Origin of the sequence: Ramlibacter henchirensis, assembly GCF_004682015.1 — a bacterium.
GTDB classification, from domain to species: Bacteria; Pseudomonadota; Gammaproteobacteria; order Burkholderiales; family Burkholderiaceae_C; genus Ramlibacter; species Ramlibacter henchirensis.
On record NZ_SMLM01000001.1, the window covers coordinates 573306 to 586126 of the forward strand.

A 12821-nucleotide genomic window follows, 5' to 3' on the forward strand; every position below is an offset into this window, starting at 1 on the left:
GTCCTAGATCTTGCGGGCCTGCACCCGCTGGAACACGCCTTCCGGACGGAAGACGAGGATGATCGCCATCACCACGTAGATGCTGAACAGCTCCGCGGCCGGGAACAGGTGGACGGACGCCGCGCGCGCGAGACCGACGACCAGCGCGCCGAGCGCGGCACCCTCGATGCTGCCCAGCCCGCCGATGATCACCACGGCGAAGCTGACGACGATCACGCCCACGCTCAGCCCGGGCTGCACCGAGATCATCGGTGCGGTGAGCGCGCCGCCGAGAGCGGCCAGGAACACGCCCGCCACGAAGGCCCAGGTGTAGACGCGCGAGACGTTCACGCCCATGCTGCCCGCGACCTCCGCGTTGTGGATCACCGCGCTGACGATCTTGCCGTGGCGCGTGCGATTCAACACCCACCAGCTGAGCGCGCCGCAGGCGACGGCGACGAACACCAGCATCAGGTCATAGCCCACGTAGGTGAGCGGTCCCAGCGTGACGTTGCCGAAGGCCTGGTAGGTGTCGGCCGCGTAGTACGGATGCACGCCCCACAGCAGCTTGGTCACGTCCTCGAGGATGAGGAACAGCGCGTAGGTGACCAGCACCAGCAGCACCTCGTCGCGCGCATAGAACATGCGCAGCAGGCCCCGTTCGGTGAGCGGCGCCAGCAGCGCGGCGACGCCCGCCGCCGCGAGCACCAGCGCCACCACGCTGAGCGCCGGCGCCACCTTCATCGACACCAGCCACGCGACGAGGCTGGCGCCCGCGTAGGCGCCCACCGCGTAGAAGCTGCCGTGCGCGATGTTCAGGATCTTGAGCACCCCGAACACCAGCGTCAGCCCCAGCGCGACGATGAACAGCCAGGACGCGTAGGTGATGCCGTCGAAGAAGATCGTGAGGGCCAGGTTCACCGGGCCGCGCTCAGCACTTCGCGCCGGGCATGCCGGCCTTGAGCCAGTCCTCGGTCTTCATGTTGGCCGGCGGGTTGACGCATTCCGCCGGGAAGCGCTGGATGTCCTCGATGGCGACCATCTTCTTCGCCGGGTCCCACCTGGTGCGGCCGATGGCGGTGTCCTGGATCGCCTGGTGGCCGTCGCCCAGCGCCATGCGGATCGTGCCGGCGGGCGACTCCCAGCTGCTGCCCTTGAGCGCCGCCGCGAGCTGCTCCGGGGTCGGCTTCTTGCCGCCGTTGGCCGCCATCGCCTTCTCGGCCGCGAGCTTCAGGCCGAGCAGGGCCTGGACCATGCGGTACGGAGCCTGCACCGGGTACACGTTGTAGGCCTTGGAGTAGATGTCCCACCACCAGTCGTTCAGCGCCGACTTGGGCGACATCAGGCCGTACGCGCCGCGCGCGCCGATGATCGCGCCGTTGGGGAATTTCTCGCCCAGCCCCGGCAGGACGTGGTCGGCGGCCGAGAGCACCGGCGTCTGCTTCTGGAACACGCCGCGCGCGCCGGCCTGCAGCACGAACGCCTGCAGGTCGCCGCCCCAGAGGCTCGAGTGCAGGATGTCGGCGGGCTTGCCGAGCAGCGCGGACACCTCGGTGCCGTACTGGCCGGCGCCGAACTTGGGCAGCAGGTCGGCGTCGACCTTCGCGCCCTTGTACAGGTGCTCCATGGCCAGCATGAAATCCTTGCGGCTGTCCTGGCCCCAGGCGTAGTCCTGGTGGATCATGTTGAACTTCTCGACCTTCACGTTGCGCGACTTCAGGTAGCGCGCCAGCGCCACGTTGTCCATGGCGGCGTGCGAGGCCGTGCGGAACACGTAGTTGTACTTGCCGTCCTCGAAGATGCGCGGCGTGCCGCAGTCGTAGAGGATCAGGAACTTCTTCATCTCCTCGGCGACGGGCGCGACCGCCAGGCAGTCGCCCGACCCGACGTAGCCGACCACGGCGTCGACCTTCTCGCGCTCGTAGAGGTTGCGCAGTTCCTGCACCTGCTTGGTCGCGCCGCCGTTCTCGTCGAGGTACACCGGCTCGATCTTCATGCCGCCGAAGCCGACCTTGTTGTAGGGCGCGGGCGCCTTGCCGTTGTTGAAGGCATCGAGCACCACCTTGGCGCCGTTCACCGCCGGCACGCCGAAGCTCTCGGCGGCCTGACCCGAGAGGAAGCTGACGATGCCGAGGCGGAACGTTTCCTGCGCGAGCGCGGGCAGGGCGGCGAGCGCCAGGCCGGCGGCGGCGACGGCGCCGCGCCAGGCACGACGGGAACGCGATGACGGGATCCTCATGAGCTTGTCTCCTTCGTGATGCACGTGGGGGTGGAAGGCAAAGGTCGAGCTGCGGGTGCTCGTCCATGGCAGGGGGCAGCGGCCGTCGACACGGGGGCGAATCCTTTCGCGCTGGGTCGGACAAGCGGACTCTCGGACCTGCCCACCGCAGCCGCACTAGGAGTATCCCTATCCATGGGTTCGTTCAGCTTCCACCGCGCGCCGCAGCGTTCCACCATGGCGGCGGCCGTCCGGCCTTAACCAGTCGAAGGAGAGGAACATGCGCATGCCGAAAACCATCCGCCTCGCCGCCGCGGGCCTCGCACTTGCGTTCGCGGGCAGCGCCTTCCCGCAGCAGGCCCCTGCGGCGCCCGATTGGTGCCGCTCCAAGTTCGGACCCAACGACGAGATCGGCGCGGCGAACCTGTTGACGCCGGAGCTCGCGCTGGCGGCCACCCGCCTGGTGCGCACGGGCAAGACGTATGCGCTCGGCGGCGAGACGAACGCGAAGACGCCGGCCTTCGCACCGCGCACGTGGTCGCTCACGGTGCTTCAGCCCGGCCAGGCCGGAGGTGGCTCGCTCGGGTCGACCAAGACCAACTACAACGACGACATCTACACCGGCTGGGTCGGCACCGGCACGCAGATCGACGGGCTCGGCCACATCGGGGTGGACAACGTCTACTACAACTGCCTGCGCAACAGCGACTTCGTGCAGGCCAGCGGCCTCACCAAGCTCGGGATCGAGAAGGTGCCGCCCTTCGTCACGCGCGGCGTCGTGCTGGACATGGCGGCGTTCTTCGGCGTCGAGATGATGCGCGAGGGGCAGGCGTTCAACCGCGCGGAGATCGAGGAGCAGGCCAAGCGGCAAGGCATCGAGATCCGCCGCGGCGACGTCGTGCTGTTCCACACCGGTTGGCAGAAGATCGCCGCGAGCGACCCGGCGCGGTTCGTGAAGGCCGAACCCGGACTGGGCCGAGACGGGGCGCAGTGGCTCGCGAGCAAGCAGGTGATCGCGGTCGGCGCGGACACCTGGGCCCTGGAGGTCATCCCGTTCGAGCAAGGTGCCGGCGTCTTCGAGGTCCACCAGATCCTGATCCCGCGCAACGGCATCTACATCCTGGAGAACATCCAAACCGAACAGCTGGTCAAGGACCGCGCGTGGGAGTTCATGTTCGTGCTGGGCCACTCCCGCATCACGGGCGGCGTGCAGGCCATCATCAATCCGGTGGCGATCCGGTGAAACGCCCGCTCGCGGCGGCGCTGCTGCTGGCGGCAGCCGCCGCCCGCGCGCATCCGCATGGCCAGCTCGCCTGCCACGCGGAGGTGCAGATGGATGGCGGGGCCCTGCAGTCCTTGCGCGGGACTCTGGTGATGGACCCCGCGCATTCGGCGCAGGCAATCGCGCTGGTGCGCGATCCGGACACCGGCAGTCTCGACCCGGAGCGCAGCGGCCGGCTCGCCTTCGCGCTGAAGATGCAGATGGCCCGCTGGAACTGGCTTTTCTCCGCCGACGCGGACGGACGCCCGCAGCCGCTTCGCGCCGGCGAGCCTCAGCTCGAAGTGGTCGGCGAGCAGCTCCAGCTCACGGTCGAGTTGCGCGCCGATGGGGAACCGATGGTGGGCCGCGACTGGTCGCTGCGCTGCGCGGATCCGACGTGGTACTGGACCACCGGATTCGCCGCGGTTCCCGTCGTGCGCGGCTGCGGAGAAGCCGGCGCCGCCGCGCAAGCCGGGGCCGCGGCAGCGCGCTGGTCGTGCAAGGACTGAGGAGACGGATGTCCGCTTACGGCCTGCATCTGCTCAGCGGACCAGCAGCACCGGCACCGTGCAGTGCGCCAGCACCCGGTTCGCCACCGACCCCATGACCAGCCGGCCGAGCGCGCCATGGCCGTGCGAACCCATGATGATCAGGTCGAAGCCGTGCTTCTGCGCGAAGTCGGCGATGGTCTCCCCCAGCGGGCCGGCCTTCCAGGCACTGGTGGCACGCAGCCCCTGGCCCTGCAGCCGCTCCACGACGGGGTCGATCACCTTGCGCGCCTCTTCCTCGTAGTAGGCGTGGGTGGCATGGCTGCCGACCACGGAAGCTGCGTGGTTCGGCAGTGGGATCTGGGCGTTGAACGCGGTGTACTCATGGCTCTGGTCGAACAGCCCCCGCTGGTTCAGCACGTATCCGATCATCTTGCGGGTGTATTCGCTGCCGTCGCAGGCAAGCAGGATCTTCATGGGCTGTCTCCACTGGTAAGTGCCGCGAGGGTCAAGCTGGCCGTGCCGAGTCCACGGCGACGGGTGGTCGCGGGATCGGCCGGATCGCCTCCTGCGCTGCCGCGGCCCGCAGCACGAGGTCGTCGCGGAACATCGGGCCGACGAACTGGATCCCGATCGGCAGGCCGTCGGCCGTCAGGCCGCAGGGGACCGTGCAGGCGGGTTGCTGCGTGAGGTTGAACGGATAGCTGAACGGCGTCCAGGCGAGCATCGCCTGCGACGACATGGGCACGGAACCGGGCGGGCGGATCTCGAAGGCGGGCACCGCGACGGAGGGCGTGACCAGGAGGTCGTAGCGCTCCATGAACTGCCGCATATGCGATCCCAGTGCCCCGCGGCGCATGTGCAGCTGCTGCACGTGCAGCGCCGACAACCGGCTGCCCAGCTCCGCCTGCGCCCGAAAGTCCGGGTCGGTGCGCGCCTGCTGCTGCGGCGTGAGCGTGTTCCACACCGTCCACGCGCCGACGAACCACAGCCCGGTCGTGATCTCCAGCGGGTCCTCGACGCCCGGGTCCACTTCTTCGACGCGCGCACCCGCGGCCTCGAGCGAGCGCACCGCGGCCAGCACGCCGGCCGCGACCTCGGGGTGCACCTGCTGGGCGTAGCCCAGGCGCGGCGACCAGGCGATGCGCAGCCCGGCGAAGCCTTGTTCGAGGGCGGCCGTGTAGTCGTCGTCATCGGGCGGCAGCGAGGTCCAGTCGCGCGCATCGGGACGCTTGAGCACGTTCATGGCCAGCGCCGCGTCGCGCACGTCCATGGTGTGCGGCCCCAGGTGCGCCACCGTGCCGAAAGGCGACAGCGGATACGCGGGAACGCGGCCGAAGCTCGGCTTCAGGCCGAAGTTGCCGCAGAAGGCCGCCGGGATGCGCACCGAGCCGGCGCCATCCGTGCCCACCGCGATGGGCCCCATGCCGAGCGCCACCGCGACGGCGGCGCCGCCCGATGAGCCGCCCGGCGTGCGCGCCGGATTCCACGGATTGCGCGTGAACCCCGTGCGCGGCGAATTGGTCTCGCCCTTGCACCCGAACTCGGGCGTCGCGGTCTTGCCCAGCAGGACGGCGCCGGCCTCCCGCAAGCGGGCCGCGACGGGCGCATCGATGTCCCACGGCTGGCTCTCGTCGATGGTGAAGCTGCCCCGCAACGTGGGCAGGCCCTTGGTGAGGATCAGGTCCTTGATGGACACAGGCACGCCGTCCAGCGGCCCGAGCGGGCGCTTGCCCTGCCACCGCGCCTCGCTGGCACGCGCCGCCGCCTGCGCGCCTTCCGCGTCGACGCACACGAAGGCCCTGTACTCGGGATTGAAGCGTTCGATGCGAGCCAGGACCGCGCTGCAGGCTTCGACGGGCGAGGCCTCGCCCGATGCGAAGAGGCGCGCCAGGCGATGCGCCGGCGCGTCGGCAAGGTTGGCGGGGAAGGCAGTCATGCGGTCCTTGCGGAGCGGGCGAAGGGCAGGCTAGCACGCGGGGTCCGGGCGGCCCGGCGGGATTACCCCGGGCAGGTGCTCAGCCGTGCATCAACCTTCGAGCGGCGCGCGCCGGGCAGGTGTGGCGTGCCGTTACGGGTGCAATCGCCGGTAAACCCTGTCGACCGCAGTGGGCGCGCCGCCGTAACGTGATGCTCCCTTCGGAGCGCGCCATGCAGTTCAGGAATCCGCGCAGTCTCATGCCGGCCGTGGTCACCTTGCTGGTGGCTGGATGCGGCGGGGGAGGAGGCGGGGGCGAAGGAGGCAGCGGCGAAGGCGGCGCGCCCGAAGCGCAGGGCCTGGCCGCCAGGAACACCGCGGAGGGGCGCTGGACCGGTCAGACCTCGTCCGGCTTCAGGGTCGATGCGGTCATCCTCGAAGACGGCCAGACCTGGGGCCTGTATTCCGACGGCGACAGCCCTGTCGGGGCCGTGCAAGGGAGCACGGCGACGGCGGGCGGCAACCTGAGCGCCACGCTGACGGAATACTCGCTGCTCGACGACACTGCGGCCGACGCTGTCTTCAACGGCACGGTGCAGGAGAAATCCACCATCGACGCAACGGCCTCGACGGGAACGCGGCTGCTGCTCTCCTATGACGTCAACTACGAGAGGGCGGCATCGAACGCGGAACTCGCGGGCACCTACGCCATCGGCGCCGCCGGGCAGGTCACGGTCGACAGTTCCGGCCAGTTCACCTGGGCCGCTTCCGCGCAATGCACGCTGGGCGGCCGCCTGTCGCCCCGGCCATCGGGCCGGAACGTGTTCGATGCGTCGCTCACCTACTCGGGAGCCGCATGCCCCCACGCCAACGGGACCAGCATCTCGGGCGTGGCCTACCTCGACACGGCGTCCGCCCCGGCGCGACTCGTGGCCCTGGCCCTGCGGCCGGACCGGGTGATCGGCTTCTTCGCCATCGGCGTACGGCAAGCTGATCCGGTGGCGCAAGGTGCTGGGGCACCTGCACCCACACCCGCGCCGGCACCGGTGCCGCTGCCGGCAGCACCCCCTGCGCTGACACCTCCCGCCCCAGCCGCACCCGCGCCCCCACCCGCCCCGCCGCCACAGGACCCCGACGACGATGACGATGACGACGACGAAGACGAAGACGACGACAACAACGTCCAGCGTGTGCTCGGCGAGCTGGAACGGCGGCTCGAGTCGTTGCTGAGCGGTGCCGTCGTCGGGGGAACGGGCAACTAGGCTGACGGCCGAGTAGGCTCGCTATACCCGCAGGTCGTGGTCGGACACATATCCGATCCTATTTAGATGCTCTTTTTCATCTAAAGTCGCGGCCACAAACAGGGACCTGGTTGGGTTGGCTCAAGGCCACCGCACAGTTCGGAAGGCATCCGTGCGGTGCCGCTGCCGATCGCCCCGGCCGACACGGCCGCGCCGGCGAAGTCCAAATAAAGCAACTGCTATGAGCCGCCAAGCTGGCGCGGCCGCACGAGCGGCCGCATCGCCAGTGGAAGCGTTTTTTCCGCGATGTGAGCATCGGCCGTTCCGACCACGGTCCGGGATCGCATTGGTATCTGTTGTTCCCGTCTCTCGATGTCCCGGCCGAGCGTCGGTGAAAGGAGCGAAAGCATGATGTTCGATTTCGATCTGGCGCGAATGGGCGTCGTCTATTTCCACCTGCTGGCCTGCTGCATTGCGATCGGCACGGTCTTCATGAGCGACCTTCGAATGGTTCGAAGCCTGCTGCGCGCGGATGAGGTCACCGTCGAGCAGGACCACCTCGAAGGGCTGCAGACGGTGGTCAGCCGGGCCTTGCTGGCGCTGTGGATCACCGGCGCCATGCTCGTCGGGATGGATGTCTGGGCGAAAGGCGCCCCGGTGCTGCTCAATCCGAAGCTGCAGGCCAAGATCGCGATCGTCGTGCTGCTGACCCTCAACGGCTTCGCCCTGCACCGGATCGTCCTGCCGGCGCTCCAGCGTGTCACTTGCATGCTGCACCTGGCTCCCTCGATGCGCCAGTTCGCGGTGCTCGCCGGCGCGGTCTCCGGCGTGTCGTGGCTCTATGCCGCCGCGCTGGGCGTGGGCCGTCCGCTGAACTGGAAATACTCGCTGACCGAAATCGTCATGGCCTACCCGGCGTTCATCGCCTGCGGATTCATGGGCATGACGCTCCTGATGACCTGGTGCTCCTACCGGCGCCAGGCGATCGGTGTGCGAGCCGCCGGCTGACCCAGGATTGGCGGGATTGATCTTCTCGTGCGCAAAATGGACCCGTGACTCACTCCGGGAACTGCCATGAATCCGCAGCAGTACGAGAAGGTCAAGTCCGCCACGGGCTTCATTGCCGCGCTCGACCAGAGCGGGGGCAGCACGCCGAAGGCGCTGCGCCTGTACGGCATCGGACCCGAGACCTATTCGGGCGACCAGCAGATGTTCGACCTGATGCACGCGATGCGCACGCGGATCATGACGAGCCCTGTGTTCAACGGCGATCGCATCCTGGGCGTGATCCTGTTCGAACAGACGATGGACCGGGAGATCGAGGCACGCGCAAGCGCCGACTACCTCTGGTCCGTCAAGCAGGTCGTCCCATTCCTGAAGATCGACAAAGGCCTGGCCGACGAGGCGAACGGCGTGCAGGTGATGAAGGCGATTCCGAACCTCGACTCCCTGCTTGCGCGGGCCAAAGGCAAGGGCGTCTTCGGGACCAAGATGCGCTCCGTCGTGAAGCAGGCCGACGCCAGGGGCATCGATGACGTCGTCAGCCAGCAGTTCACGATCGGAAAGCAGATCCTGGCAGCCGGCCTCATGCCCATCCTCGAACCGGAAGTCGACATCCATGCTCCGGACAAGCCGGGCGCCGAGCGGCTGCTGAAGGCGGCCATCCTCAAGCAGCTCGAGACGCTCGGGCCGGGGCAGCAGGTCATGCTGAAGCTCACCATCCCCTCTGCCGACGACTTCTATGCGGATCTCGTGGAGCACCCGAACGTGTTGCGCGTGGTCGCCCTCTCCGGAGGCTATTCGCGCGAGGAGGCGTGCAGGTTGCTGGCGCGCAACCACGGCGTGATCGCGAGCTTTTCACGGGCGTTGACCGAAGGCCTCACCGCGCAGCAGAGCGAGCACGAGTTCAACCGTGCGCTGGACGCATCCATCGCCAGCATCTACCAGGCCTCGGGCACATAGGCATCTGGTGCCTGCACGGGTCGCGCAAAGAAGAGCGGCGCAACCAGAAGACCGTGTCGGCCATCCTCCAGGCAGGGCGCTTCGGCGCGCAGCATGCCGTGATGCTCGTGAGCTGCCTCCTCGGCGCGGCTGACGTGGGGCAAATGACCCGGTGTATGAGGGCGGAATCCCCCACCCCCCGTTGACGACACCGTGATGAGCGACGCTGCCGCAAGGTCACGCAAGGGTTGCCGGCGGATGGGCTGCCTCGTTTGCATCCCGGCACGGTCTATGCAGAGTAGCTGCGGCGGCAGACATCCGACGGAGCGCATGGAAAGTCAACCTGGGACCACCGCCGCCCAGCGGCTTGGGCTTGTCGGTAATTCTCAGGAGACATCATGAACGTTGCATGTGCAATCCGCTGCGGAACCCTCGCGGCAGCGCTTCTTGGAGGAGCCGCCCAGGGGCAGACGCTCCTGTCCGAGACAACGTGGGGCGGCCAGGGCGCCGACGTTGCCCACGGAGTCGCAGTCGCCACGGACGGCAGTTCGTACATGGTGGGCCTCTCCGACAGCTTCACGACCGATCAGTTCGGCCAGCCGCGCCCGGCCATCTCGTTGGTGAAGTTCTCGTCCAACGGGTCCGTCGTCTGGCAGAAAGTCTGGACCGGCGAGACGCAGCGCGGCGGCGGACGTGCGCCAACCGTGGCGCTGACGTCCGACCAGAGTTCGGTCTATGTGACCGGTCTTTCGAATGCGAACGGCGGCGATGCGGTGCTGCTGAAGTTCGATTCCGACGGCAACCTCCTGTGGCAGAGAACCTGGGGCGGCAGCATCATCCGCGAGGAGAGCGAGGCCGTGGCCACGGATGCGCAAGGGGCCGCCTACATTTCGGGCACCCAACGAGACAACCAGGCGCAGACGGCGGGCCTGTTCGTCGTGAAGTTCAATGCGGACGGGACAGTGGCCTGGCAAAAGATCTGGAACAACGCATCCGGTTCAGCAGTCGCGGTCGGACCAGACGGCCATGTCTACGCAGCAGGAAGCAAGATGCGTACGGATGGATCGTTTGAGTTCGATGTCCTGGCAATGAAGATCACGAACGGCGGCGGACTCGTCTGGGACGTGACGTATGCCGTCGAAGGGACCACGGACGCGCGCGGCGGAATGACGGTCGGCGCCGACGGAGGCCCCATATTTGCCGGCGCGATCCAGGCTGGAAGACGGGTCGTGGGCATCTCCGCCTTGCTCGTCAAGCTCACTACCGACGGCGCGCTGCTGTTCGATCGCCAATGGGGAGGCCGCGACGGCACGTCCGGCCACGCAGTGGCACTAGCGCCGGATGGGTCCATCCATGTCGCCGGAGCGGCGAGTCTTGAAAGTGGCGCCGATGAGGCGTTCGTCTTCCACGTGGACGCCGAGGGCAGAGGCCTGGATGCGGTGACCTGGGGCGGCGCCGGGTTCGACAGCGGCCACGGCGTGGGCGTGGCCGGCGACGGCACGGTCGTACTCGCCGCGACCACGAACCCGCCGGGGCCGCCGTTCGCACTGCTCGACGCTTCGAGGAGAGTCTCCGCCGTGCGCGGCTCTGTTGCGGTGGCCGGCGGCAGCCTCGCTGATGCACAAGGCCTTGCGGCCGACGCAGCCGCGTCCGTGATCAATTCGACTGGTGGCACCAGCTACGCCGGGAATTCCGAGACGGCGCTCGTGAGGTACTCCAGGCCTGCGAGGAGGTAGGGCAGCGGGCTACCGATCCGCCGAAGAAGGCGCGCTCGATGGCGTACGACTCGTGCACGCCATCAGCGCGCCTGTCACGCAGCCCCGGCCTCCCGGAACGAGGACAGGAACTGCCCTGGCGTCACCCCGCAGATCGTCTTGAAGTGGCGCGAAAGGTGGCTCTGGTCGTAGAAGCCCGCCTCGCTTGCCGCGGATGCGGGCGACAGGCCACGGCGCATCAATTCCTGCGCACGCTGAACGCGCAGCCGGCAGATGTACCGATGCGGGGAGAGGCCGACCTGCTGGCGGAACACTGTCGCGAAGCGCCAGATGCTCAGGCCGGCGAGCTGGGCCAGCTCCGATAGCCTGAGGGGCTGGCCAAGGTTCTGGTCGATATGTTGCAGCACACGCTGCACGGCGGCGGAACGCGCGACCCACGGGGTGGTCTGGGACATGCGGTGAGCTTAGGGCTCGCGCCGCCGGAGATGGGCCCGCAGTACGGGGCCGCGCCAGCAGCAAATGTGGAATCGCGCCGCCGTGCAGCAAAAGCTGCCGTGGTCCCGTGGCTAGTGGGGGTCCTGCATCAGCCGTTCGATCGGGTAGAAGTTCTTCACGAACGGTGTCTTGATCACGATGTAGCTGAAGTACTTCTCGATGCCGATGTTGCGCTCGAGGAGCCCCTCGATGATCTCCTGGTAGTGGTTCACGCCGCGGGTCACGAACTTGAGCAGGTAGTCGTAGCCGCCTGAGACCAGATGGCACTCGACGATTTCGTCCACGGGCCGGATGCTGGTTTCGAACAGCACGAAATCCTCGCGCTTGTGATCCTGCAGCGTGACTTCGGTGAAGACCAGCAGCGTGGCACCCAGCTTCTCCAGCCGGATCTGCGCGCCGTACCCGGCGATGTAGCCGGCTTGCTCCAGGCGCTTGATGCGCACGAGGCAAGGGCTGGGCGACAGGCCCACCGCGTCGGCGATCTCGACGTTCGTCGCGCGGCCGTTCTTCTGCATGTGGCAGAGGATGCGCAGGTCGAGCCGATCGAGTTTCGGTGTGCCGGGGCTGGTGTTCATCGGTAACCCGTTCTATGTAACTTGCGCGCCCAAGTCAAGCATTGAACGTTGACTCGACGTTTTCAGTAGCCGCGCGACCGGTCCACGAGGCCTTCCAGCGGCAAGCCGGCCTCGTGGCGGCGCAGGTTGTCCAGCAGAGCATCGGCCGCGCTCTCGGCTTGCGTGGCGCTCGCGACGTGCGGCGTGAGCCAGATGCGAGGATGGTCCCAGAAGGCGTGCCCGCGGGGCAGCGGCTCGGGCTCGCACACGTCGAGGATCGCCGCGGAAAGCCGCCCGCCATCGAGCGCCGCCAGCAGGTCGGCTTCCACGAGGTGGCCGCCGCGCCCCGCGTTGATGAGCGCCGCCCCTTCCGGCAGCGCGTCGAACACGCGGCGCTCGAGGATGCCCCGGGTCTCGGCTGTCAGCGGCAGCAGGCAGACCAGGATGTCGGTTCGCGCGAGGAACTCCTTCAGCTCGGCTTTGCCCGCGTAGCAGCGCACGCCGGGTTCGTTGCGCCGCGACCGGTTCCAGCCGGCGCAATCGAAGCCCAGCTGGCGCAGTTGCGCCAATGCGGCGCGCCCCAGCGTCCCCATGCCCATCACGCCGACGCGCCGCGTCGACGCCGGCCGCACCGGGTGCTCCTTCCACTCGCTGCCGCGTTGCTGTCGAAGATAGAGCGGCGCTTCGCGATGCAAGGAGAGCGCAGCCCAGGCGACGTATTCGGTCATGCACGTGACGAGCCCCGGCTCGACCATGCGCACCACGCGCAGCTGTCCCGGCAGCCCGGACAGGTCGAACTGATCGACCCCGGCACCCACCGAGAACAGGATCTCCAGGTTCGGGAGCGCCTCCGCGATGCGCTCCGGCGGCTGCCATGCGGCGAGGAAACGCACCTGGCTCGCGTCGCCGATGTCCGGCCACGTCCGGAACGCCAGCTGCGGCATCTTCTGCGCGAACTGCGCCGCCCAGATGGCGCCCCGGCGGGGCTCACCCTTGTAGACGAACGCCATG

Annotated in this window: 13 protein-coding genes; 6 read left to right on the plus strand and 7 right to left on the minus strand. The window is 68.3% G+C overall.

Features of this window, described 5'->3' with window-relative positions; genetic code table 11:
• Positions 1 to 3: 3 nt before the first annotated feature.
• Both EZ313_RS02850 and EZ313_RS02855 read right to left on the minus strand, forming a co-directional pair.
• On the minus strand, positions 4 to 900 hold the full coding sequence (locus EZ313_RS02850) for a branched-chain amino acid ABC transporter permease (protein ID WP_135261700.1): 897 nt from the start codon (positions 898 to 900) through the stop codon (positions 4 to 6).
• Positions 901 to 910: 10 nt separating this feature from the next.
• Positions 911 to 2218, minus strand: a complete 1308-nt coding sequence (locus EZ313_RS02855) for an ABC transporter substrate-binding protein (RefSeq protein ID WP_135261701.1) — start codon at positions 2216 to 2218, stop codon at positions 911 to 913.
• A gap of 259 nt (positions 2219 to 2477) precedes the next feature.
• Here EZ313_RS02855 and EZ313_RS02860 point away from each other — a divergent pair, with 259 nt between their 5' ends.
• Entirely contained in the window at positions 2478 to 3440 is a 963-nt protein-coding gene (locus tag EZ313_RS02860) for a cyclase family protein (RefSeq protein ID WP_135261702.1), read from the plus strand.
• Entirely contained in the window at positions 3437 to 3967 is a 531-nt protein-coding gene (locus tag EZ313_RS02865) for a DUF1007 family protein (RefSeq protein WP_167772483.1), read from the plus strand. The genes EZ313_RS02860 and EZ313_RS02865 overlap by 4 nt, the downstream gene beginning before the upstream one ends.
• A 33-nt stretch (positions 3968 to 4000) precedes the next feature.
• Here the strand turns inward: EZ313_RS02865 and EZ313_RS02870 are convergent, their stop codons facing one another.
• Together EZ313_RS02870 and EZ313_RS02875 are read right to left on the minus strand one after the other, a co-directional pair.
• Positions 4001 to 4423: a universal stress protein gene (locus tag EZ313_RS02870; RefSeq protein ID WP_135261704.1), complete on the minus strand. Its 423-nt coding sequence runs from the start codon at positions 4421 to 4423 to the stop codon at positions 4001 to 4003.
• 31 nt (positions 4424 to 4454) lie between these two features.
• Positions 4455 to 5885 carry an amidase gene (locus tag EZ313_RS02875; protein ID WP_135261705.1) on the minus strand — a complete coding sequence of 477 codons (1431 nt, stop codon included), beginning with the start codon at positions 5883 to 5885 and terminating at the stop codon, positions 4455 to 4457.
• Between the two features lie 212 nt (positions 5886 to 6097).
• On the opposite strand from EZ313_RS02875, the gene EZ313_RS02880 reads away from it, so the two are divergent.
• The 4 genes from EZ313_RS02880 (at position 6098) to EZ313_RS02895 (ending at position 10782) form a co-directional block, all read left to right on the plus strand.
• The gene (locus EZ313_RS02880) at positions 6098 to 7126 is read left to right on the plus strand and encodes a hypothetical protein (RefSeq protein WP_135261706.1); all 1029 of its coding nucleotides are present in this window, start codon (positions 6098 to 6100) and stop codon (positions 7124 to 7126) included.
• A gap of 387 nt (positions 7127 to 7513) precedes the next feature.
• Positions 7514 to 8113 (plus strand): hypothetical protein, encoded by a 600-nt coding sequence (locus tag EZ313_RS02885; protein ID WP_135261707.1) that lies wholly within the window; start codon positions 7514 to 7516, stop codon positions 8111 to 8113.
• A gap of 66 nt (positions 8114 to 8179) precedes the next feature.
• A complete protein-coding gene (locus EZ313_RS02890) occupies positions 8180 to 9067 on the plus strand; it encodes a fructose bisphosphate aldolase (protein WP_135261708.1) in 888 nt (295 codons plus the stop codon).
• A 533-nt stretch (positions 9068 to 9600) separates the two neighbouring features.
• On the plus strand, positions 9601 to 10782 hold the full coding sequence (locus tag EZ313_RS02895; RefSeq protein ID WP_135261709.1) for an NHL repeat-containing protein: 1182 nt from the start codon (positions 9601 to 9603) through the stop codon (positions 10780 to 10782).
• Between the two features lie 74 nt (positions 10783 to 10856).
• Here the strand turns inward: EZ313_RS02895 and EZ313_RS02900 are convergent, their stop codons facing one another.
• The 3 genes from EZ313_RS02900 to EZ313_RS02910 form a co-directional block, all read right to left on the minus strand.
• On the minus strand, positions 10857 to 11216 hold the full coding sequence (locus tag EZ313_RS02900; RefSeq protein ID WP_135261710.1) for a helix-turn-helix domain-containing protein: 360 nt from the start codon (positions 11214 to 11216) through the stop codon (positions 10857 to 10859).
• Between the two features lie 111 nt (positions 11217 to 11327).
• Complete coding sequence (locus EZ313_RS02905; protein WP_135261711.1) at positions 11328 to 11831, minus strand: Lrp/AsnC family transcriptional regulator; 504 nt, start codon at positions 11829 to 11831, stop codon at positions 11328 to 11330.
• Between the two features lie 62 nt (positions 11832 to 11893).
• The gene (locus tag EZ313_RS02910) at positions 11894 to 12820 is read right to left on the minus strand and encodes a 2-hydroxyacid dehydrogenase (RefSeq protein WP_135261712.1); all 927 of its coding nucleotides are present in this window, start codon (positions 12818 to 12820) and stop codon (positions 11894 to 11896) included.
• Between the last annotated feature and the right edge of the window lies 1 nt (position 12821).

Coding starts and splice junctions, on each gene's coding strand:
- EZ313_RS02855 (WP_135261701.1), bottom strand. CDS start 2,218: ATGAGGATCCCGTCATCGCGTTCCCGTCGTGCCTGGCGCGGCGCCGTC.
- EZ313_RS02860 (WP_135261702.1), top strand. CDS start 2,478: ATGCGCATGCCGAAAACCATCCGCCTCGCCGCCGCGGGCCTCGCACTT.
- EZ313_RS02870 (WP_135261704.1), bottom strand. CDS start 4,423: ATGAAGATCCTGCTTGCCTGCGACGGCAGCGAATACACCCGCAAGATG.
- EZ313_RS02875 (WP_135261705.1), bottom strand. CDS start 5,885: ATGACTGCCTTCCCCGCCAACCTTGCCGACGCGCCGGCGCATCGCCTG.
- EZ313_RS02880 (WP_135261706.1), top strand. CDS start 6,098: ATGCAGTTCAGGAATCCGCGCAGTCTCATGCCGGCCGTGGTCACCTTG.
- EZ313_RS02885 (WP_135261707.1), top strand. CDS start 7,514: ATGATGTTCGATTTCGATCTGGCGCGAATGGGCGTCGTCTATTTCCAC.
- EZ313_RS02890 (WP_135261708.1), top strand. CDS start 8,180: ATGAATCCGCAGCAGTACGAGAAGGTCAAGTCCGCCACGGGCTTCATT.
- EZ313_RS02895 (WP_135261709.1), top strand. CDS start 9,601: ATGGTGGGCCTCTCCGACAGCTTCACGACCGATCAGTTCGGCCAGCCG.
- EZ313_RS02900 (WP_135261710.1), bottom strand. CDS start 11,216: ATGTCCCAGACCACCCCGTGGGTCGCGCGTTCCGCCGCCGTGCAGCGT.
- EZ313_RS02905 (WP_135261711.1), bottom strand. CDS start 11,831: ATGAACACCAGCCCCGGCACACCGAAACTCGATCGGCTCGACCTGCGC.
- EZ313_RS02910 (WP_135261712.1), bottom strand. CDS start 12,820: ATGGCGTTCGTCTACAAGGGTGAGCCCCGCCGGGGCGCCATCTGGGCG.